14 protein-coding genes and 1 pseudogene are annotated in these 22,962 nt (G+C 46.8%); 4 read left to right on the top strand and 11 right to left on the bottom strand.

Annotated features, from left to right (window positions below; genetic code table 11):
• Window positions 1-346 precede the first annotated feature (346 nt).
• The 4 genes from EHV15_RS33275 to EHV15_RS36790 all read right to left on the bottom strand — a co-directional run bounded on the left by EHV15_RS33275 (window position 347) and on the right by EHV15_RS36790 (window position 8,940).
• Window positions 347-4,390 carry an Ig-like domain-containing protein gene (locus EHV15_RS33275; protein WP_128635040.1) on the bottom strand — a complete coding sequence of 1,348 codons (4,044 nt, stop codon included), beginning with the start codon at window positions 4,388-4,390 and terminating at the stop codon, window positions 347-349.
• Between the two features lie 602 nt (window positions 4,391-4,992).
• On the bottom strand, window positions 4,993-5,427 hold the full coding sequence (locus EHV15_RS33280) for a hypothetical protein (protein ID WP_128635041.1): 435 nt from the start codon (window positions 5,425-5,427) through the stop codon (window positions 4,993-4,995).
• A gap of 713 nt (window positions 5,428-6,140) precedes the next feature.
• A complete protein-coding gene (locus EHV15_RS37975) occupies window positions 6,141-8,732 on the bottom strand; it encodes a winged helix-turn-helix domain-containing protein (protein ID WP_281281705.1) in 2,592 nt (863 codons plus the stop codon).
• 43 nt (window positions 8,733-8,775) lie between these two features.
• Window positions 8,776-8,940, bottom strand: coding sequence for a hypothetical protein (locus EHV15_RS36790; RefSeq protein ID WP_178076027.1), 165 nt, complete (start codon window positions 8,938-8,940; stop codon window positions 8,776-8,778).
• Window positions 8,941-9,615: 675 nt separating this feature from the next.
• Between EHV15_RS36790 and EHV15_RS33295 the strand changes: the two genes are divergently transcribed.
• Window positions 9,616-10,434 (top strand): methyl-accepting chemotaxis protein, encoded by an 819-nt coding sequence (locus EHV15_RS33295; protein ID WP_218571260.1) that lies wholly within the window; start codon window positions 9,616-9,618, stop codon window positions 10,432-10,434.
• A 116-nt stretch (window positions 10,435-10,550) separates the two neighbouring features.
• Here EHV15_RS33295 and EHV15_RS33300 read toward each other — a convergent pair whose 3' ends face one another.
• The 3 genes from EHV15_RS33300 to EHV15_RS33310 all read right to left on the bottom strand — a co-directional run bounded on the left by EHV15_RS33300 (window position 10,551) and on the right by EHV15_RS33310 (window position 15,299).
• Window positions 10,551-13,166: a winged helix-turn-helix domain-containing protein gene (locus EHV15_RS33300; protein ID WP_128635043.1), complete on the bottom strand. Its 2,616-nt coding sequence runs from the start codon at window positions 13,164-13,166 to the stop codon at window positions 10,551-10,553.
• Between the two features lie 89 nt (window positions 13,167-13,255).
• Window positions 13,256-14,659: a sensor histidine kinase gene (locus EHV15_RS33305; protein WP_128635044.1), complete on the bottom strand. Its 1,404-nt coding sequence runs from the start codon at window positions 14,657-14,659 to the stop codon at window positions 13,256-13,258.
• Window positions 14,652-15,299 (bottom strand): response regulator transcription factor, encoded by a 648-nt coding sequence (locus EHV15_RS33310; protein ID WP_128635045.1) that lies wholly within the window; start codon window positions 15,297-15,299, stop codon window positions 14,652-14,654. The genes EHV15_RS33305 and EHV15_RS33310 overlap by 8 nt, the downstream gene beginning before the upstream one ends.
• A gap of 574 nt (window positions 15,300-15,873) precedes the next feature.
• On the opposite strand from EHV15_RS33310, the gene EHV15_RS33315 reads away from it, so the two are divergent.
• From EHV15_RS33315 to EHV15_RS38495, 3 genes and pseudogenes are all read left to right on the top strand, one after another.
• Window positions 15,874-18,213, top strand: a complete 2,340-nt coding sequence (locus EHV15_RS33315; RefSeq protein ID WP_128635046.1) for a glycoside hydrolase — start codon at window positions 15,874-15,876, stop codon at window positions 18,211-18,213.
• Window positions 18,214-18,299: 86 nt separating this feature from the next.
• The gene (locus EHV15_RS33320; protein WP_128635047.1) at window positions 18,300-18,662 is read left to right on the top strand and encodes a nuclear transport factor 2 family protein; all 363 of its coding nucleotides are present in this window, start codon (window positions 18,300-18,302) and stop codon (window positions 18,660-18,662) included.
• A gap of 312 nt (window positions 18,663-18,974) precedes the next feature.
• Window positions 18,975-19,073, top strand: a pseudogene (locus EHV15_RS38495) (IS3 family transposase); the annotation flags it as partial.
• A gap of 10 nt (window positions 19,074-19,083) precedes the next feature.
• Here EHV15_RS38495 and rsiV read toward each other — a convergent pair.
• The 4 genes from rsiV to EHV15_RS33345 form a co-directional block, all read right to left on the bottom strand.
• The gene (gene rsiV / locus EHV15_RS33330) at window positions 19,084-19,968 is read right to left on the bottom strand and encodes an anti-sigma-V factor RsiV (RefSeq protein WP_128635048.1); all 885 of its coding nucleotides are present in this window, start codon (window positions 19,966-19,968) and stop codon (window positions 19,084-19,086) included.
• The gene (locus EHV15_RS33335; RefSeq protein WP_128635049.1) at window positions 19,969-20,469 is read right to left on the bottom strand and encodes an RNA polymerase sigma factor SigV; all 501 of its coding nucleotides are present in this window, start codon (window positions 20,467-20,469) and stop codon (window positions 19,969-19,971) included.
• Between the two features lie 277 nt (window positions 20,470-20,746).
• Window positions 20,747-21,805, bottom strand: a complete 1,059-nt coding sequence (locus EHV15_RS33340; protein ID WP_178076028.1) for a GerAB/ArcD/ProY family transporter — start codon at window positions 21,803-21,805, stop codon at window positions 20,747-20,749.
• Between the two features lie 16 nt (window positions 21,806-21,821).
• A complete protein-coding gene (locus EHV15_RS33345; protein WP_128635051.1) occupies window positions 21,822-22,949 on the bottom strand; it encodes a Ger(x)C family spore germination protein in 1,128 nt (375 codons plus the stop codon).
• Window positions 22,950-22,962 lie beyond the last annotated feature (13 nt).

Consider the following 22,962-nt stretch of genomic DNA (forward strand, 5'->3'; position numbering starts at 1 on the left):
TACCATAGGAGCTGTCCCCTGTCAATTAGACAGTAATCAAGAAGCAATTTAAGCACCCTGAGCCCTATATTCAAAGGCTTAGGGTGTTTAATTTTCGTATTCTAGACTCAAAGCCTATTTTGAGGCTCAAGAGAATGCACCGTGTTCACTAACGTATCCGTGAACGTACTATCTTCGGACATTGACGATGGATTAACATCATCTTCATGGTAGGAAAAACAAGAAAGAGACACCGCAAAGAATGTCTCCAATATTGTTCTTCAATGGTAAATGTGCCTGTCAACATCGGGAATCATCCCAACTTCGTTGCTTGAGGCTTCGTAGTCAATAGAGAGAGAAAGCACCTTTAGACACCTGACCAGCTCTGCAGCCGCAGTATCAGCACAACCGCTTCCGCCCGGGTTACTGACGCGTTGGGCGCAAAAAGATTTTCGTCTCTGCCCTTCATGACCCCATTATTCTGTACTGCTTCTACCGCTTCCTTTGCCCAGACCGGAATGTTGTCTGCATCGGCATAAGGGAGCTTCGTTTCCGGCGCTTCCGGCATATCCATCACGCGCACCGCAATCATTGCTATTTCCACTCGGTTCATAAGTTCTCCAGGCCCGAACGTTCCGTCCGCGAAGCCATGGATCCACCCCTCCGAAACGGCTTCCGTGATAGACGGTCTCGCCCATGCCGGCACGCTGGCCGCATCCGCTAATGTCAGCTCCGGGCTCGCACTCCCTTGTCCGTTGCCGGACGGCTTCAGTGCGCGCATCAACATCACTGTAAATTCCATGCGGGTAACCTGCCGATCCGGACGGAAAGTGTTGTCATTATACCCCGTAACGATTCCCTTAGCCACTGCCTCCCTAATCTCCGCATTCGCCCAATGTCCGGAAATATCGTTGAATTCGTCGGCAGGCGCTTCCGGTTGGGACGGTGGCACAGACTTTTGGACTACGGAAAGAACTGCAAATCTGGTAAATTGATCCGTTTGAGCCGTAAAGACATCCCCGTTCAGGCTGCCTCCCAGTTCTACCCACTGGCCGGTCGACTCATCGTAAGCAAACAGAACGGCTCTGCGATCATCTCCAATGTTTTCGGACTGGAGCTTGATCTGCAGCGTCATGGGCTGTTGAAGCGGTTCTCCAGTACTCTTCATCAGACGGAATACCACACTGAGCAATTCCGCTTCTTCCGGCAGGGGCACCCCATCCGGGCCAAGCTTCTCTATCGTCAGGAAAAAAGGTCGGTCGGCCGCATGGGCCGGAACAGACACTTTGACCTGATCCCCCAGACTTGCCGTACAGCCCTCGGTTCCGCAAAGAACCGTTATATTCGTTGATTGGACCGCCGTTGAATTGTCTCTCCTTGCGGAAACAGCAGCGCTTACTCGCACCGTTGCCGTGACGGTAAAACCGCCAAATTCGGCCGTGATCGTTGCGGTTCCCGGCGATACGGCCGTGATTAGACCTTGATCGTTGATGAAGGCAATCTCCGGCTGAAGCGAGCGAAAGACGACACCTTCGGCCATCGCTTTGCGGCTGTTGTCCGAATAAAGGCCGTACACGATCGCGGAATGAGATTCCCCCGCCTTGAAACGGTACTCGGAAGCATTCAACTCCAATCCGTTCAGCAGGGGTTTCGGAATCTGAACGTCAGCCACGATGACCTTCACGCTGACCGTCTGACCGTCCGGATTCGTCAGCCCTTCGAGCGCGGTCAGCGTGCCCGTAAACCTGTACGTGCCGGGCTGCTCTCCGTCATAGTTCGCTTCGTACACATCCCACGTGACCGTTGCCAGCCTGGTTTCTCCGCTGCTCAGCGTTACCTCGACGGTTCCCGGCAGATTGATGTCCGTCAGCTTCGTACCGTACGAAACATGAATGTCCGGCAACTCCGCCACGGATTCCACCGTTGGTTCGTCTACGATAACGTTGACGATCGCCTGTCGGATATCCGGTTTCGTAGGCCCTTCGGGCACGGTCAGCGTGCCCGTAAACCTGTACGTGCCGGGCTGCTCTCCGTCATAGTTCGCTTCGTACACATCCCACGTGACTGTCGCCAGCTTCGTTTCTCCGCTGCTCAGCGTCACCTCGACGGTCCCCGGCAGACCAATGTTCGGCAGCTTCGTGCCGTACGGAACATGAATGTCCGGCAGCGTCCCCACCGATTTCGTGATTGGTTCGTCTACGATGACCTTCACGCTGGCCGGCTTGCCACCCGGATTCGTCGACCCTTCGGGCGCAGTCAGCGTGCCCGTAAACCTGTACGTGCCGGGCTGCTCTCCGTCATAGTTCGCTTCGTACACATCCCACGTGACCGTCGCCAGCTTTGTTTCCCCGCTGCTCAGCGTTACCTCGACGTCTGTCGGCAAGTTAATGTCCGTCAGCTTCGTACCGTACGGAATATGAATGTCCGGCAGATCCACCACGGATTCCACCGTTGGTTCATCTACGATGACCTTCACACTGGCCGTCTTGCCGTCCGGATTCGTCGATCCTTCGGGCTCGGTCAGCGTGCCCATAAACCTGTACGTGCCGGGCTGCTCTCCGTCATAGTTCGCTTCGTACACATCCCACGTGACCGTCGCCAGCTTCGTTTCTCCGCTGCTCAGCGTCACCACAACGGTCCCCGGCAGACCGATATCCGACAACTTCGTACCGTACGGAGCATGAATGTCTGACAGCGCCTCTACTGATTTTACAGTCGGTTCGTCTACGATGACGTTAATGCTGGCCGTCTTGCCGTCCGGATTCGTCGACCGTTCGGGCGCGGTCAACGTGCCCGTAAACCTGTACGTACCAGGCTGTGATCCATCGTAAGCCGGATTACCATCGTCCCACGTTACAGCTGCTTGCTTCGTTTCTCCGTTGCTCAGCGTCACCCCGACGGTCCCCGGCAGACCGATGTCCGACAGCTTCGTACCGTACGGAATTACAATACCCTGCAACGTGAAGACAGATTCAAGAGTGATGTCTTTCCAGCGGGCGTAAAGCGTCGTGCTGCCCGTGCTTGTGATCGCGCTGATCTTAGCCGTATCTGTCAGTTGTTCCCCGGCAGCCGTAAACCAACCTTCGAATTCATATCCCGAAGAAGTCGGACGATTCAGGCTCAAACCGACTGCTTGCACCGTCGGCGCCAAAATGCGCAAGGAAGGCGGAGGCGTACCGGGTGCGCCATTCAAGTCGAAATTCAGATCGAAGTTATTTCCGCTTACAGTGATTCCCGACACGGCACTCTTGATCGTGCCGGCATTATCGATGATGCCCTCGCCTTTAAGCGTACCTTCGCCATCAATCGTGCCTGTGTTCTGAACAGTAATGCCGGCTGGAATGTCCAGAAATTCCCCACTCGGAAGCATAATCGTACCGCCGTTGTTCAAGGAACCGAAAGGGGAGCCGCCATTCCCGGGACCAATGGTAGAATAACCATTAGGCGTTACAGTCCCCCCACCAATCATTACCGTTCCGCCGGCCCCTTCGTAACCGCCTCCGATTCCTGCACCTCCGCCTTCACTGTCGCCGGTCGCATTTACAATCCCGCCGTTGATTGTCACCGTTCCGCCGTCCCCTCTGTAACCGCCTCCGATTCCTGCACCTCCTCCGTTTCTCGCATCCGTGTGCTGAGAGATTGCATTTACGGTACCACCGTTAATCATCACGGTTCCACCGGAACCATGAGAGCCTCCGCCAATCCCTGCACCACCACCGGTTCCTGGATCAGAATTCACTAAAACATCTTCGCCAAGAACACTTACTGTACCATCGTTAATCGTTACTATTCCACCGTCTCCTTGAATACCGCCACCAATACCTGCGCCTCCACGGTTGCCAATCGCATTTACAGTCCCGCCGTTGATTGTCACCGTTCCACCGGAACCATACTTGCCTCCACCGATACCCGCGCCGCCGTAGTTGTTGGCCGCATGTACAGTCCCGCCGTTGATTGTCACCGTTCCACCAGAAGCATACACGTACGCGCCTCCGCCGATTCCCGCGCCGCCGTAATCGCCACCGAACGCGTTTATCGCTCCGTCGCCAACTGTGTCTTCAATAGTCAGGGACGCGTATGCGGGAACCCCCACCGCGGCGTTTGGAGTTCTACCCGCACTAATAAACAGTCTGTGTCCGTTCAGGTTCAGCGTCAAGCTTGTTCCCTCTGGCACGGAAACTGAGCCATCCAGCTGCGTAATATCGTTACTCAACGCGATCGTGTCGCCATCCTGACCGTTCGCGAACGCAGCAGCCAACTCATCCCACGTCCCTACCGTCCGTTCGGCCGCATAGGATGTCTGGGCACCGATTGCGGAAAGCGACCCGAACAAGAGGATTACGCAGAGACTCCCGTAGATCCATGTTTTCCGGAACCGGCGAGCATCCGTGAGTCGCCGATAGAGATTCATAACTTTTCCTCCTTTCTGCAGATGCAATACAACATTCTTCAAGTCCAACTCTGCCGCCGACGTATTTTTAACCCTGATACACTAGCGTTCCGCCGTAATTCGCCAACCGGACAATTAAGAATAATATAGGAAAGCCTATTTCAAAAAAACTACCCCCTGTATACACGAAAGGAGGGACTTTCTCAGGAGAAGTTCCTGGGCTGCTGCGGCGAGGCGAAGCCCAGATTCTAAAACGTGTAACCATTTGCCCTGACAATCAAACACATTTACGACAATTTCCCCTTCACATCGGACATTGAACAAAAACAATCTGAACAGTTCCATCGCTTGAAACCTTTACAATCCGCATGCTTGGTCCCGCTTAATCGCTTCCGTTCTTCCATCTACTTGCCATAAATATTATTCAAGTAGAACTGAAAACCCGTTCACCCAACGAAGCGTCCGGTCGGACGATCCCGTTTCCCGATCATCTGCAAAAAGGCATGCCAAAAAAGCGAAGTCCCGGAACCTTCGTTTCGTCTTCGCTATTTTGCTGTTTCATGCGCGCGTAAAAAGGTACCTAGCCCTTCGGCACTGCTTACTGTGCCGGTGCAAATCTCGCTTTAACGCAAATTGCGGATAATGGACTCGTAGGCATCATGCATTGATCGGGTGAAGTTCAACATCATATCAGTGGCTACATCGTATTCGTTTGTCAACGATCCCATGAGAATCATTTCCATTTGCTGCGAATTTTGGAGGACGTCAATCTGCCTCTGGATGCTCTGAATGGCTACCGTATCCCCTTGCTGTGTAGTCTCACGCAGTCGGTCATTCAATTGGGCGATCTGCTGACTGCGCTGTTGCATTTCTACAATCTGGCTTTCAAGCAGTTGAGCATTTTGGTTTTGCAAGCTCAGAAAATTGCTTGAAATGGAAGGTATAGATTGGCTCACGACACTATCATATTTACTTTGTGCCGAAGCGGCGGATACAACGGATACAGCCGCGATTACCACAACCACGGTTGATAAGATCAATTTGCCTGTTTTTTTCACGAAAAACGCACCTCCTGGGATGAATAGAACGCCGATGGATATCGGATATCTTCACGTACATATTAATTCGGAATTTTTAAAAAAACCGGACACAGCCCCGGACAACATCAGGACATTAACCAGACAACTTCACAAACTCTTGTTCTGCTAATTTCCTCCACCGCCGGAATGTTCTTTCCGTGATGACGATAGTGGCCGCCGCCTCCGTCTACGTCTTTCCTTCGACATATCGAAGCTTCAACAGTCTTGCAAATTCTGGTTTATACTCTTCTAATGCTGCCAAGACGTTATCAATTTTCCTAACTTCAGCCTGCAATTCCTGCAGTTCTTTTCGGAGAGCCACGGAGTCGACGGTATAGGTCTTGAAGTTGGTCTTCTGAATTCAACCGGCTAACTGTAATGTCGCTGCCTAAGCTAACTTCGGATAGCACTTTGATCCTAGCTTTCATTTTTCGATATTGTACATGTCGATCAATGATCTCTTGTTCGGTCATCGACGTTGCCTTCCTTTCTCGCTAGTCATTGACGACGTAACGTTGGCGATACTCCCTGATTTCAAGCACCTGCACTAAAGGGAACATGTAGTGGACTCGGATGAAGCGAAACAAAAGCGAACCAACCATTCACCCTGACGATCATGCACATTCACAACAACTTCCCTTCACATATCGGACATTGAACCAGAACAAAAACAATCCCATCGTTTGAAACCTTTACAATCCGAATGCTTGGCCCTGCTTAATCGCTTCCGCTCTTCCATCTACCATCAACTTGCTATAAATATTATTTAGGTGAGACCTTACCGTACCGTGGCCAATTCCAAGCTCTGCCGCGATCTCCTTGTTCGTTTTTCGCTTAACTATAAGACAAAATACTTCATACTCCTTTTTCGTCAGAATGAATTTCAGGTCCAAGGCCGGGGTTCCTACCGTCACGCTTCTGCCAAAGCTGGCAAGCAGATCTCTGACGTAACCTAAAGACGGATAGCCCTCTTCATTCACCTTATCCCAGGATCCGATAAGCAAGGTAAGCAGCTCGGCAACGATCTCACCACGATCAAGAAAGGTACGTATATAACCTAGTGGTTCAGTAGCGCGCAAGATCGGCAAAAGACATGTTAACGCCTCACTTGTCCTTCCCATTCGGTATAGCAGTGCAGCATGAAGCACCGAAATCTCGACCCAGAGATGAAAACGGCCTGCTTTCGACGCAATATCAATCAATTTACCGGTAAGGGCGTGCGCTTTCTCAATTCGCCCCTGAGCCGAATACATTTGGCCTAGATAATGGTACTCGTACAAGTGGTCATCGGTAATCTCCTTATCTCCTTTAAAACGATACAATTTCATCCAGGTCTCCATAGGCTCCGAGTTGCCTTCTTCCAAAGCCATTAAAGCAAGTTCAGCATCGCAGTAAATTAGCGCTCCCGCCATTCCCAGCTCAATGGTTCTTTGCCGGGTTGACTCCATGGTTAGCTTTGCTTTGTTGCGATTGCCTTTTATCCATAAAATTCGGGATAAAACCAATTGTGCCGGAAGCAGCGCCTCTATGGAGATATTGTCTCTCGTTTCCAAGGCTCTTCTCGCCCATTTTTCAGCTTCGTCCAGCTCATTAAACTCGTAATAACATTCAGCCAAGCATCCTAGCGCTACGCTTGCAAGGCCAGCCCCATCCAAAATGCCGATCAGTTGATTTAAAAAAAGGATAATACGCTCTTTGCTGATATCCCCCTTCTGCATCGGCATGTGTTCCTTCAAAATCGAAGGCAACCCGGACTTCCGGGAATTTGCAAAGACGAGCTTCGTACCCGTAGGCTTATGCTGCTTTGAAAGCATCATATATTGCAGACTTTTTTCCAGATTCCCTTCCACATAAAGCTCATAAAACATGGCTACAAAATAATAGCTAGCCCAAAAATCATTAATGGCATCTTCCGTCCATCCCTGCATCTTTTCTTTATAAACTTTCTCCGAAAAACGCATCATTTTCTCGACCTTTATGAATTCATTGCCGGCATATATAAGATTATAAACGTATGAGAAATAAAGGATTGGATGCTCCAGTAGAATTGATTCGGGGATTAGCCCAAATTGATCGCACAGCCATTTCGTATTCACATGCACCATCTTTTCGGTCATCTCTTCCAGCAACCTGACTGCGTGACCGTAGTGCCTGCCCGTCAGATAATAATCCAACGCCTCCTCTTGCAGCCCTTCTCTTTCACACCACTGTCCGGCTTGCTCAAGCAAGTAAGGAATTCTTTCCGGTTCCAACCGTCTAAGACGGTTGGACAAAAATTCGGCGAATAAATGGTGGAATCGGTACCATCTTCCTTGATCGTCCAGTGATATAATGAAAAGCTGTGAGTTAACTAAATACTCCAGTTCTCCCCTGTTTAATAAATCTCCCGCGACTGCCTGACATAAAGGTGTACTCATTCGCTTCAAAACCGAGCAATTTATAAGAAACCGGCGAATGGGTTCGCTTTGTTGCAAAAATACCTCCTCAAGCAAATATTGATCAAGGAGGTGAACGGCTCCCGAAAAATTACGCAGTAAGGATTCCGAGTGCGCCGAACCTTGCAGAGAAAGAGCAGCCAGCTTCATTCCTGTGATCCATCCTTCAGTCTTCTGCATCCATTCGCCAGTTTCTTTCTCAGACAATTCTAAATCCATGCAAGTGAGATAAAACTCACTCCCCTCTTCAGGGGAAAAGCGTAAATCCTCCGTACTGAGCCGCGTCATTTTTTCACTGAGTTTTGCTATTGAAAATGGAAGATCCGTCCTGCTTGTAATAATCAGATGAACTTGCTCTGGTAAACATTCTATGAAATAAACAAATGAAGCAATTAAACCCACATCTGAAATGAAATGAAAATCGTCCAAAACCAACACGAACGGCTCCATATGATTAATCTCATTGAGCAGCATTGTAATCGCCATCTTATAATAAGAAGGTCGGATCATTTTAGATATACTGTCGCCCTTTAATTTGAACCTTGGAAAAATCTTGTGTATAGCTGCAATAACATATTGCCAAAAACGAACAGGATCGTTGTCTCCCTGGTCAAGGGAGTACCATGCAGGGCTCTTTCGGGCTTGTCGCGCCCAATGTTCAAGCAAGGTAGACTTGCCAAAACCCGCCGGAGCTGATATAAAGGTCAGCTTACCTGTTGTGTCTGTATTAATACGATCAATCAGTCGTTGCCGTTTAATTGTTCGGGCGATATCATGTGGGATGTGAATCTTGGTGGCTAAAATGGGTGTACGGGTAGTTATTTCGTTGTTATTTTCAGCTTTACTCATATCCTTCTCCTAATTTGATGCATCTCCTTATCTTCTGTGAATATTATCCTCTTATAGATACATAGAAAATACCAAGTTTTTTCAATCTTTCGATGTACTGTTCTGTCAAGACGGTACCCTTCTGCAAGAGTACCAAACCGTCGCCATTCACAACAGTTTGGGCAATAACTTGACCTCTATTCAACTCTCGTACACTCACGTTTTTCAAGATAATCTCTCCTATTCCTAACTTGCAAGCTTTTCTACCTACTTTTGGTAATCATGTATTATAGTTTGGGAGCAATTAAAATAAAACCTCCCCCTGTATAAAGAGGGGGTATAAACATGTGGTCATTTTCCATAGGGTTAGTGACACGTATGAAACGAAATAGTATGCTTTTCTCCATTAAACTTTTTAAGTGAAAAGTGTGCATGCGTTGGATAACGAGGGCAGCTTTCGAATTCAATGTTATCGTTTTAATGCTGATTCCCTGCTTCATCCTCTCCTTAAAAATTTGCCTCACCTTTGCCTTTAAGGGGAATGATTTAAAAGTCGCAATTGATGGAGAAGAAGTACTTTTAGGACATAAAAACCAACTGATGATTTCTGGGTTGAGATAATCAACGATAGCGGCGTTCCTGTCAAACTAATTCAAACCTCCCTTTCGGACGATGAGCTATGGAGAAGGGCGGAAAAGGGACAGAGGCCTCTTTACAGGCGCTATTACCTTCCCCTGAACTATACAGGGGGTTGTTTTTTTTGATTCCAATTCTTCTTATAATGAATTGGTCATCCGAAGTGCAATTCTGAAACCAAAAGATTGGGAAAGTAACCGACTTATAATATTGGGGCCTGTTACGGAATCCGTCCGGTGAACGGGCCGGTCTGAAACGAGGATTGAAAGTGAACAAAGTAGAATCGTTGGAAAGTCTGGTTGCGGTGCTGCCCATCATCCAGGCGGCTGTGCCGGCGGACATGTCTATAGCATTGTGTGATCGCGAGAAGTTTATCGTCTATTCTCCGGGCAAGAACATCGATCTTCGCATCGGTATTGGGAATAAGATCAGTCCGGAAGAGCCGTTGATGTCCGCTATGGTCGAAGATAAATTTTTAGTTGACGATGTTCCCGCCGAACATTACGGCTTCGAGTTTACCGGAACGGCTCTGCCGATTCACGATGAGCAAGGCGCTGTCATCGGTGGATTGGCCGTGCAAATCCGGAGGCAAAGCGAATTGCTCCGGCTTGCCGACCACATCGAGGTCGCTCTAAACCAGGTGAACGAAACAATGGAAAAAGCGGTCGGACGTTCCAACACAATGGCCGAGTTGAACCGGCAATTACTCACGCTGTCTCAACAAGCAGGCAAAGACGTGGAAAAGACCGATAAAGTGGTGAGTATCGTTCAAAATGTCGCCGATCAATCGAATTTGCTCAGCTTGAACGCTGCTATCGAAGCGGCTCATGCAGGCGACAAAGGAAAAGGCTTCGGCATCGTCGCCGATGAAGTCCGCAAGCTGTCCCGGGAGACGCTGGATTCGACACGTGATATCCGTCAGACGCTCCAAGCGATCAAAGAAATGACTAGGCGGATCGGAGACGCGATCGGAGAAGTCTCTTCGATTAGTCAAGAGCAAGCGTTATCGACGAAGCAAATATCGGACTTTATCGAGGAAGTCCGAGAGATGGCTGTCCAATTGAACGAATACGCTCGCAGACTGTAGTGCAGTGAATCCCTTACCTAGCTCGAGCCCGAGAGGCTTTAACTTCCTACCGTCACAAGTCCTCCCGTAAAATCTGTCACTTGCGCCAGTCTTTTAAAGGGCGCTTCACGTCAAAACTACAGACCTATCTGTTCACCCTTTTGGATCGCTTCCTCGCGGCCTTCGAGAAAAAGTTTGCTATAGATGTTATTCAGATGCGTCCTCACTGTGCCGTAACCGATTCCGAGCTTGGCCGAAATCTCCCGGTTGGTCAGCCGCTGTGTCAACAGCCGTAAAATTTCATATTCCTTTTTCGTCAATATCATCTTAAGATTGGCAGACGAATCGCCGGATGCCATCTCCTTGCCGAAACCGGACAGCAGGCTGCGGAGATAGCCGATCGAGGGGATGCTCTTCTCCCGCTGCCGGTTCTGCGGAAGAAGCAGCAGCGAAACCAGCTCGGCCGCCGGCTCGCCGGCATCAAGGAAGACACGTCTCAAGCCGTGCGGCTCTGCGACGTAGAGGAGCGACTGAAATCGCTGCAACGCCTCTTCCGTCCTCCCCGACCTATACAGCATAACGACTTGCATTAAGCCAGCCTCGACTTCAATGTACAACCGGTTCTCCCGCTTCCCGGTTGCCAACAGCCGGTCCGTCAAACGCCACGCCTGCTCGTCCCGGCCCCGCTTCATCAGCAGCCTCGACCAGTAGATTTGCTCGTACAATTGCCATACCGAGAGCTCCCCTCGGTCATTCAAGCTGTACAACCGCTCCCAAGCGTCAGCCGGGGCTGTGTCGCCTTCCTCCAAAGCGAACTGAGCCAGCTCGGCATCACAAAAAATCAACGCCCCGGCCATACCCATCTCCACGAGATCCCGTCTCGTTTCCCTCAAGGTCTCCTTCGCGGCCGCAATCAAACCGCGGATTCGCTGGATGCGCGCCAACACAAGCCGAGCCGGAAGCAGCGCCTCAGCAGCAGCTCTGCTCGATCTTGGAAGTCCCGTAGACTGTAGAGCTTTGCGTGCTGCCTTCTCCGCCTCGTCCAACTCGTCGAACTCATAATAACATTCCGCTAGACAGGCTGTCACCGGATTCGCCAAATCGACTTGTTCCATCATTTCCGCTAGTTGGGTTAGAATAGGGATCAGAAACTTTTGGCCGGGATGTCCTTCCTCCTTTTGCATATACTCTTTCAAAATCGAAGGCAAACCTGACCTTTTGGGCCGCGCGAAGACAAGATTCACTCCTGTGGGCTTATGCTGCTTCGACATGATCATATACCGGTATCCCTGTTCGCGGTCCTTTGATACGACAAGCTCATAGTACGCTTTTATAAAATAATAGCTGCCCCAGTAGTCGTCTCTGGCTTCTTCCGTCCACTCGACCATCTTCTCTTCATACATCTGTTCGGCGAATAGTAGCATTCGGTCGACCTTCGCAAAATCGTTGTCGCCGAGTAGTAGCGAGTGAACATAGGAAAAATATAGCGTCGGCCGTTCCAGCAAAATTGGCTCGGGAATAAGCGCCAACTGCGAGCTCAGCCACAGCGTGTCGAGCCGTATCATCTTCGCAGTCATCTCTTCCAGTAGTCTGATCGCTAGGTCGTAATGCTTGCCTGTCAAATAATACTCCAGCGCCTCCTCCTTCAATCCTTCCTGCTCGCACCACTGCCCCGCAACTTCGAGCAGAATCGGCATGCGGTTGGGACTCTCTCGTTGCAGCCGATGCAGTAGAAATTCTGCGAACAGATGGTGGAGTCGGTACCAGCCTCTCTGATCGTCCAGCGGAATAATAAATAGTTGCACGTGTTCCAGCAGTTCAAGCATTTCCTGGCTTCGGGATTCTCCGGTGACGGCGCGACATAGAGAGGCATTCATACGTTTCAGGACGGAGCAGTCCATTAGAAATTGCCGGATGGATTCGCTCTGCCTGATAAAAACCTCCTCCATCAGGTACTGTTCGAGCAGATGGGAAGCTCCGGATAAATTCCGGAGCAGAATGGAAGGATGGCGTGAATCTCGAATCGACAGGGCGGCTAGCTTCATCGCCGCAATCCAGCCCTCCGTCCGCCGGACCCATTCGTTCGTCTCTTCCTCCTGAAGATCAAGCGCCATGCAAGACGAATAAAATTTACTGCCTTCTTGCGGGGTAAAGCTCAGTTCCTCGGCATCTAACCGTTCCATCGACTGATAGCTGCGCAGCTTAGCGGTCGGGATGGGAAGCTCCGTTCGGCTGGCAACAATCAGGTGGACATTCTCTGGCAAATGGTCGAGAAAAAAGCTGAAGGAATCGAGCAGACTCTCGTTTGTAACTGAATGAAAATCGTCGAGAATAAGCGCAAGCGGCTTCTCCGTCTGCTGAAGTTCGTTGAGTAGCATTGTCAGCGCCAGCTCGTAATCAGAAGGATGAACCAGCTTGACGACGTCGGCGGTCCGTACCCTGAATCCCGGGCGGATCCGGTCGATAGCTGCGATGACATAGCGCCAGAACCGCACTGGATCGTTGTCCGCCGGCTCGACGGAGAACCACGCTGGACGCTCCGGCGCCTGCAGCGCCCAATGCTGCAGAAGGGTCGATTTGCCAAAGCCGACCGGCGCACAGATCAGGGTAAGCTTAACCGTAGCACACCAGTTTAGCCGCTCGATCAGCCGAGGACGCACCATCGTCTCGACAGTTCGGGAAGGGATATTCAGTTTGGTCTCCAGTAGCGGCGCTTCATACGGGGAATCTATAGGGTACGTCTTTTCATTCATAAACAAGCTCTCCTAAATAACGGAAAATCTGCATCCAAATATTGCAACAAAAAAACGAATGCTAAAACACCAATATGACAGTAACTGGCTTAACTTTGTTTATCCTTCTGTCCGCCAACAAAGGGCAAGGAAAAATAAAATGCTACCTTACCGTCCCTCACCGTTAATCCGAAGGAAGAGTGATGGTTCTGTAGGACGGTCCGGACAATAGATAAGCCGAGCCCGGTGCCGCTGAATTTTTTGCTGCGTGAACTTTCCATGACATAAAAGGGCTCCCATATCAGATCCCAACGGGCGTCCTCGTCGATGTCCGTTTCATTGACAATCTCGAAGTAAATGGCATCCCCCTTTACTTCTGCTGAAACGCTCACTCGATTGCCAGTCGTGTACTTCATCGCGTTCGTTAGCCAATTGTGGAGAACGGATTCCAGCTTCTTCCGATCGGCCGTCACCCACACCACCGCAGGCAACCGGTCTTCAGTCTCCAGTTCCAGTCCCTGCTGCTGGTAGGCGATCCGGTAAGCGTCAAGCAGCTTTCCGAGCACTTCCTTGAAGTCGACCGGCTCGAAATGATATGTCTCCTCCTGCAGTCGGGACAGCTCCAGAAGCCGATCAATCAGGACACTCATCTCCTCGCTTTGCTGACGAATAACATCGGCGTAGGTACCGTCGTCCAAGCCGTCCTGAAGGCCGGAGGCATAGACCCGGATAAGCGAGAGCGGAGTTTTCAGCTCATGTGAGATATCCGCGATAAATGTCCGCAAATTGGTATTTTTTGCTTCCAGCGACTTGTGCGTTTCCTCCAGCTTATCGCTCATCCGGTTGATACTATTCGCGAGAGACTCAATTTCGTCACCGGTCCGGATGTCTACATTGTTGAACTTAAGATTAGAGATCGCTTCTGCCGTCTCGTTCAGCTTCCCGAGTGGCTTCACGATCCGGGTCGTAAAGAGCGCGGACAGCAGAATAAGCAGCAACAGCATGCCGAGCCAAATATAGAGATTGAACCGGTTGACGATTTGAATCGTCTCCGACGAATGGCTGATCGATTCGCCCACCGCGAAGACCGAACCATCAATCGCCAGAAAATTGACCAGAAAGCTCGATTTCAGCTTTGTCTGATCGTAAATTTTATTGACTCGCTTGCCTTCTTGCAGCTTTGCAATGCTTTCATCGGTCAGCCAAAACTTTCCCAATGCTATGCCTTTACGTTTCAATTGCAGAAGCAGCTCGTTGTTCACGTCGTCGACAGTTTCTGACAGAGAGGCGTATGCGATCGTGACCTGATACTGATCCTCGATCGCCCCGATCTGCTGTACCATTTGCTCGTATGGCATGGAAGAAAGATCGCTTGTCAACTCGGCAAGTTTGTTTTTCTTCTGATACAAAAAAAATTCCGGAAGAAAATAGGTGTTCACAGCAAAGGAAAGTACGAACACGACGCAAAGCGCAGCAGTAATCCTTATAATCAGCTTCCTGCTTAACTTACTCATCTTCAGCCTCCAAGCAGTAGCCCATGCCTCGGTACGTTTTGATCGGCTGCTCGCCGATCTTCTCCCGAAGCCTGCGGATATGGGTATCGACCGTCCGTTCTTCACCGAAATAGTCAAACCCCCATACCTGATCGAGCAACATCTTGCGGGTGACGATCTGTCCCTTATTAAGCGCCAGATATTTCATTAATTCAAATTCCTTATGTGTAGCTTTAACGTCTTTACCGCAGCGGTATATTTTCTGCCCCTCCAGATCGACGGTCAGTTCTCCGATCGTAATTTTCGAGGCAATCTGCAGAAGCTTTTGTGCGCGCAGCAGTAGGATACGTGGATCGAATGGTTTGCGCAGATAATCGTCTGCCCCGGACTGCAAGGCAAGAAATTCATCGTTCGTGTCCCCCTTTGCCGTTAACAGCAGCACCTTCGCCCGCCCGGTCTTTTTGATTTCCTGACACACCTCGATACCGCTTCGCTTCGGCATCATCCAGTCCAGGATCGCTAGATCAATCTTATGGTTATAGAATAAGTCCAGCGCTTCCTCGCCGTCCTGTGCCAGAAATGTCTGAAAGCCTTCTTTCGCGAAATAAGCCTTTAAAATTTGCAACATGAGCAGTTCATCGTCAGCTAACAACAAATTCATGTCCGCCCCCATTTTACACTTCCACCTGAAATCCTATATGCAGACAAATACGGGAAGCTAGAAGGTATCCTTCGTCATTTTTCAATTTAATAAACGGGTGATTCTCTACTTTAATGGGAATTGGAAAACAGTCGAACTCTTTTTCCATTCCTAACTTATACTCGTTCACACTGAATCCTCCCTGAATCGTTTTTTCCAAACTACGCTATTGTATAACTTTAGGGGTAATCTGAAACCGTCCAATTGATAAAAATATTCACCCGCCACTCTTTCATAAGCATGTTGGTAAAAAATGTTTTAGAGAAATGAAAATAATACCCGAACAACCACACCATTTTATGCCGGACCGGCGGAATTCAGCCAGCTTACCTGATCATATTACAATCCCTTGTCACGCAGCTGTTTAATTTTAGAAGACGTTTGTTACATCAGTATGACAAATACTCTGACTTCGTACAAACGTAATTTATTTTTATTCTTTTCTATTAAGCATCATCTTTGACATACTCGTGTAACAATACACACTTATAATGCCGCTGAATGACAATAATCAAGAATGGAGGAAATTAAAAGTATGTACAAAATGTTTGTTTGGCTTTGCACGCTCTGTCTGATAAGCGTTGCCGTTACCGGATGCGGGTACGGTGTTGCTGGATCGGCGGAATTACCTACGTCAGTGGTAAAAGCGTCACAACAGACTGCTGCAATCACGGAGCCGTTTGATTTCGAAGTCGATCCGGAAACCTTTGCGCTAACGATTGTGAAGGATGGGACCCGTATCCCAGCGTCGGTTCCGCTTCCTAAGATGGAAATAACCAATCTGGTCAAAAAGGAGGACTCAGTCCAATGGACATATCCGGGCAAGGTGGATGTCAGCATCGTCCGCAAAAGCGGCTACCTCGACATTCAGTTAGTTTCCGCCGGTGCTGAGCAGTTCGCGTGGCCGACCGTCAAGGCGGACCGCTATACACTCCCCATCGGAGAAGGAAAAGAAATTCCAGCGAACGATGCGGATTGGCGATCGTTTTTGAACGATCAAACCTATACCTGGAGCGAATCATTCTCCATGGATTTTTTTGCGCTGAACGCCGATCCTTACTCTCTGGTTTACGTGGTCACGAACAAATTTAACAATGAGGTTCATTTTGATACGACAAAGTCTGTTCAATTTCAATTCAAGCATGAATTTCCATCCATTAATCCGGACAAAAGCTATGGCTTCCGCTTGTACGTAACCGGTAGCGATCCGATGGAAATCGTTAACCCTTACAAAAGCTATGTGACAGAAAAAGGGGACTTCGTCACGTTGGAGGAGAAGGCCGCAAGTAATCCGAATATCCAAAAACTGTATGGAGCACCGCAAGTATATCTATGGAGCGAATCCATTCTTACCGATTCCGACGTCAAGTGGCCGAAGATCCGAACACTTATGGCAGGCCCGTTCGGTTCCTGGCTAACTAAGCTTCTTGCCGACACTCCCGACGGAAGCGGCGAGCTTAAGGACGTGCTTCAGCAAATCGCAAAGCAGGATTATATGGACAAGTATCAAAAGAGAATCGTGCTTGGCGCAATGAATCAGGCGCTCAAGATGAGAAACTTTTACACTCCTGACATGTTTCCAAATCCCGGCGAATCAGCTCTTGAGCTCATCAAGCAAGGAGTCAGTCAATTAAGCGAGCAAAAATTGTATGAACTGAATAAATTGCTGTTAAAAAGCGTGCTGCTGGATGCCGCTACTGACCTTGACGATTGGGGGCAGGCCGATTCGACGGACGTACTGGATGACATGCATAGCTCAGGTATCGACAACGCTTGGATTGGCCTACCAAACTGGGCCGATGGTCTAATGAATCCGCAAATGGTTAGCGAAGCGGTGAAAAACGGCTATTTAATCGCCCCATATGATTCCTACCATTCGATCCAACATGACGCGGACATCTCCTGGAATACCGCTTCCTTCCCGGATCCGACACTGTATGAGGAAGCTACGATTACGAAGAAAGATGGAACCAAGGTGGCCGGCTTTCTGGGGCGTGGTCGCAAGCTGAATCCCACACTGGCTATGCCCAGTGTACAACAGCGTGTATCGGGGATCCTGCAGGACGGAATCGGCTTCAATTCCTGGTTTGTGGACTGCGACGCGACTGGAGAAATTTACGACGACTATTCGCCGGCTCACCCGACCACGCAAAGCCAGGATCTGGCCGCCCGCCTGCAAAGGCTTAGCTATTTTGCAGGAGAAAAAGGAATGGTTGTAGGCTCGGAAGGCGGCAATGATTACGCGAGCGGAACGATCGCTTTCGCACATGGGATTGAGAGTCCGATTATCGCCTGGGGCGATCCCGATATGCGAGAAAATCAGGATAGTCCCTATTACGTTGGAGGATATTATGCAGCGGAAGGAATCCCCGAACGTTACGGCAAGTCCGTACCGATCAAGCCGCTGTATCACAAGGTCTATACCGATCCGGCCTATTCTCTGCCTCTCTATAAGCTGGTCTATAACGACTCAATCATTACGACCAATCACTGGGAATGGGGCAGTTACAAGATCAAGGGTGAAGAGGATGAACGAATGCTTTATGAGTTGCTGTACAATGCTCCTCCTCTCTATCATCTGGATCGCGCGTCCTGGGAACAGGATAAAGCAAGCATCGTCGATTTTCTAAAGGTCTGGTCTCCCTTCCACCGTCAGGCCGTTACCCGTGAGATGAGCAATTTCTCTATCCTAACAGACGACCGGCTCGTACAAAGCGCGCAATACGGAGACGATCTGAAGGTGATTGCCAATTTCTCCGACCAGGACGTGACGGTGGATAGCGAGGTGATCCCGGCGAAGTCTGCGGTAATCCATGAAGATGGAAAGCGCCTGATCTTCAACGCTGCGAACAATGCCAAGATGCTTTCGGAGTAAAACGATTCATAATCCAGCCAAATTGGTTTTATAATAGAATAATCCCGGATCTATTTGAAAGACCAATACAAAAAGGAGGGGTTTTTGTGGATAAGGCCCAAATTATTGCTAATGAAGAACTTCTTCGGACAGCCATGTTATCCGGTAATGTGGAATTGTTAGATGAACTGATCGCTGACGACCTTATCTTCGTCAATCAATTCGGACAAACTTTGTCAAAAGAATCGGATATTGAAGCGCACCGGTCAGGGAACTTGAAATTGACTCAAATTGATATTGTAGACCAAAAAATTAAACTTTTAGATGCGGTAGCCGTAACCATTACTCAAGTGACAATAGCCGGCACCTTCGGAACACCATTTCAAGGTGATTTCTGTTATACCCGCGTTTGGCAGTATCGCATGGGGAAATGGAAAATTGTCTCAGGACATTGTAGTTCCATAACATGATCCTTCAATTTTTGCTTATTGGAGTTGATCATTTCAACAGCAATTAGAGTAAGTGCAGTTTTAGAATAAGATGTTAGGAACAGAAATAAGAAATTTCATTAAATAACGGCAATGTAAGATGATATTATCCCCTTTGAGTAGACAGGTGCTAAAAAAGCGCATTAAAGTCTACTTGGAGGGGATTACGGTATTGAGGCCATCATGTCGCGAAAAGACAATTTTCTCGATGATACTTGTATAGAGAGCTTTTTGGGCCATCTCAAGAGTGAGTCCCATCACTTTCAATAGTCCACCGATTCAAAGGAACTTAGGGATGAAGTTCACCGCTATATCCATTTTTATAACCACCATCGGTTTCAGAAGAAATTAAAAAACCTTAGTCCAATACAGTATTGGACTAAGGCTGCTTAACGCTAATCATTTATTTTATATATTCATGGCTAACCAACTGGTCGGAAATAACGTCTGTGGGAATGATAAATTCAACAACACCCATAACTCCAGGAGCAACCTCGTATTCGTTAAAGGCAATCACTAATTTCCCTTCATTATTGATATAAAAATTTTGATCCTCTGTAATACCCTTAAACTCATCTTGAGGCATGACTTCCTCTCCACCGGGATAGGAAACCCAGTAGATCATATTCGGGTCGTTCTTCATTTGTTGGATCATCTGTTCCTTAATATATTTACTGATTACCTCAATATAGGAATCATCCTTAAAGAGGCTTGGTAGTGTAATCAGTACTTTCTTTTGTTTATCAACCGTATCATATTGAAAGGTTTCATTACCAGATGCCGCTGTATGAACTACGTATCTGCCAATCGATAAAATGCGTTCATTATTGGTTTTTACCTCGTATCCACTATCTACTGCGAGATGTCCGCCGACATCCTCCGTTTTCTCTCTATCGATTTGGGCCATGAAATCATCGTAAAGTTTTTTGTTTTCCTCCAGATATTTTTGATTCAAGCCATATTCTAATGATGTATCCCCTAAATTAGCAACAGCAGGCACTTTCAAATCCGCCTTATAATTTTCATCCTCCATTTTGAATTCCCTAAAAGTAAATACCTTTACAATATTTCCTATCACAGGTATTTCGGAAAAAGCATGGGCAATAGTTGAACTACTATTAATCCCTGCTACGAATACAATCGCTGCAGCTCCTGTTCCAAGAAGCCATTTCACATTCATATTTCTTTTTATTCTTTGATTCAATGCCTTTTTCACAACAAAATCCAGTTCATATGGGATAGGGATATCGCTATATTCTTTTTTTAATTGTTCTAGCTTTTGATCCACTTATTTAACCTCCTCTATCGACTCATCCTTCATTTTGACACGAAGGAGTCGAAGTGCTTGATATAGTCGCGTTTTTATGGTGTTTACATTTTCATCAAGAACTTCAGAAATTTCTTCTATTTTCATATCTTCAAAATATCGAAGTACAATCACACTTCGATATTTAGGCGGTAAATCATCCAATGCTCTTTCTAAATCAATATCGTGATAAGCATCATCCGTTCCAGGGCTAACAGACTCCAACACTTCCTTATCCAAGATATAAACCTTATTTTGTTTCCTCAAAAAATCTAAGGAAATGTTGACCACAATTCGATAAAACCAACTCTTCATTGCTCCAGGATTTTTAATGGTTCGTATTGATGAAATCGCCTTGTGTATCGAATCTTGAACGATATCTAAAGCGTCATCCGGGTTTTTTACGTAGCTATAAGCTAATCGATAAATACTTTCTTTATTTTCTGTTACATACCGAATAAATAAGTTCTCCAATTTTCCCATTAATAAAAGACTCCTTCTGGTAAATAAAAGACTCCTTTTGATGCGCATCAATCATTGTCATATATTTTATAGACGTATTACGTAGCATAAAAAGTTTTTTAAGTAATCAAATAACGAAGAATAGAGCAGGCTTTTCCTTGTTATAAGAAAAAACTGCTTCTGAATTTCAAAACATAAATGATTATCGCCTGTTTTTTTGATCATTCTTAAGGGTGTAAATCCGCAAAAAGCACTTGTATGGGGGCAACCTTTGGTATTGAGCCTTAATTTTAGTCGCTTAATTGGGCTTTGATTTTTTGTGATAAGCCAGGACTAAGGCAAATATCAACAGTAAAAAGCCATAACCATAAAAGACTTTTGTAAAACGTTCATACACTTGGTTATCCCAAAACCAGAGGATAGAGCCTATGTAAGTCATTACCGAAACAGGAATAACGAATTTTTTATAAGATTGCAGTATAAGCAATCGGGATAACGCCTGACATGCGGCTAACTGTAACAAATAAATCCGCAAAAAGCTACTGACTGTCATAACGTACATACTGTATATATCTACTCTCTGAAAAAATCCAAATCGAGCCATCTTTACGGCATTATGCATTGGGTAGTCCAGTTTCTCAACAAGTGGATAATCAAATAGCGCTATGATTGAGATCAGACTGACAATACTGAGAATAGATACAAATAAAATGACAGTAAAAATCCCATAAACTCCTTTTTTTGTTGAACCAAGCGTTACTGGAATAAATAAGAACGCCGTTAACTCAGTCCACATTGAGAGATAAAGTATCCCACCTAACCACACTGATGTCCATCCATCAGCTAAAACAGGAAGGATTTGCGAATATTGCTTCATTTCCATAAGCCCTAAACTCATACCAGAGCCTGTAATGAAGGAAAGACATACAAATAAGACAGCTAAATTTCCAACACTTCTCAAACTTTTATGTATAGAGAAAACAACAAGAAAGATAAAGGCAAGCCCAATTGCCCATTTAGGGGTTTCCGGTAAAAATACGGTTACAATAAATTGCTGCAAATTAACTAATGCAGCAATTGCCGCTATTAAAAAATAAAAAACAAAAACTATCATTATTATTTTTTTTGATAACGTATCTTTATTGTGGAATTCGTCCCTTTGATTTATTCTACTTCGTATGAAGAGGACCATCCCTCCAATAAAGCAACCTACTGGTATGCTTACTAGTACGGAAAGCCAACTATCTCTCCCAGAAATCTCGAGTTCTGCCTTGACCAGTATAAAGTGCCCTACTAATGTTAAAGATGATATTAGTAAACACACCCATTGTTTCAAGGTAAATGCTGTCTTTTCCAACACAATCAATCCTTAATTAGTTATTTAGATATAAACCGTTTTGAAGTAGTTTCACTTGGACATCGGTTTCAATGTCAGTACTCACAAATATTTCTTGCCAGTCTGTTTTAATGTTTTTCCATGTACTTGGATATTTCCTAAATACATTTTTCCAAATGCCAAAAATATCAGCTCTGCTTAGTTGCGCCCGTTTTAGCGCATGTTGAATTTCATTTATTATTACATTTTGAACTTCATCTTGAATTTGGTAAAATTCCTTTACGGTCAAGGAGTGTGATTCATGGTATTCACCTATATTTCCCTCTACCTTGACATAAATTTTAATTTTTAGTTTGTCTTCTTTGTCGTAGTAAGACTCAATTTTTGTATTTGAGTTAATCACTTCAAAGGAAGAAAATGGACTATCCTTCTGGCTGCGAAAATTAATGATTCGGCCTTTTACTTTATTGGTGATCCACATAAGCCCTCGTGACTCGGTGATATTCATATCCTGTACTACTTTACCGTCTTTAATTAAGCATGTTTTATAAATTTCAAAATTCTCACCATCTGTTTTAATCGCGGCTATATATCCGTTTTTGTGGTTAACCTCCATGAATTGCAAATAATCATATATTTGAATAGCCGGAAAAGCCCCCATTAAATCCATGGAATCCATGGCATCATAAATCTGTATAGAAAGTAGTGGTGATAATGATTCTTTGGTGTTTAACAATTTTGATGCAGAGCCATCAACAACAACAAGCCAAATTTTGAAATTCAATTCATGATCCCTGCGAAAGAAATCGAGGGATTCAAAACCTTCTTTTTTAACTAATTTATCCCCCAGTGCAATATACTGTAAATGTTTATAGTTTAGTTTATATCCCGACTTGGCTATGGCATTTCGAATTGCCTCAAAAACGGTCTTTCCCCTACTTTCTAATACGTACTTTTTTGCTTCACCAGACTTCGAAGGGACTAAGACTGAATATGTGAGTAAGTATTGGCCATTCTCAGTAACGTCTATACCAACAGCCCCTACCCATCTCGTCTGATTTATTTCGATGTTGTTCCAGCACCCCGAAAGTAACACGATGTTTACCGAGAGCAATGTCAATCGTATGATTTGAGTAAAAAAGTTATTCGTGACCTTACCCTCCAATCAGTACAGCATT

The sequence above is a fragment of the Paenibacillus oralis genome (genome assembly GCF_003863965.1).
Classification (GTDB): domain Bacteria; phylum Bacillota; class Bacilli; order Paenibacillales; family Paenibacillaceae; genus Fontibacillus; species Fontibacillus oralis.

Excerpts from the sequence above, each read along its gene's own strand:
- EHV15_RS33275 (WP_128635040.1), bottom strand. The coding sequence starts at position 4,390 with ATGAATCTCTATCGGCGACTCACGGATGCTCGCCGGTTCCGGAAAACA.
- EHV15_RS37975 (WP_281281705.1), bottom strand. The coding sequence starts at position 8,732 with ATGAGTAAAGCTGAAAATAACAACGAAATAACTACCCGTACACCCATT.
- EHV15_RS33300 (WP_128635043.1), bottom strand. The coding sequence starts at position 13,166 with ATGAATGAAAAGACGTACCCTATAGATTCCCCGTATGAAGCGCCGCTA.
- EHV15_RS33305 (WP_128635044.1), bottom strand. The coding sequence starts at position 14,659 with ATGAGTAAGTTAAGCAGGAAGCTGATTATAAGGATTACTGCTGCGCTT.
- EHV15_RS33310 (WP_128635045.1), bottom strand. The coding sequence starts at position 15,299 with ATGAATTTGTTGTTAGCTGACGATGAACTGCTCATGTTGCAAATTTTA.
- EHV15_RS33315 (WP_128635046.1), top strand. The coding sequence starts at position 15,874 with ATGTACAAAATGTTTGTTTGGCTTTGCACGCTCTGTCTGATAAGCGTT.
- EHV15_RS33335 (WP_128635049.1), bottom strand. The coding sequence starts at position 20,469 with ATGGGAAAATTGGAGAACTTATTTATTCGGTATGTAACAGAAAATAAA.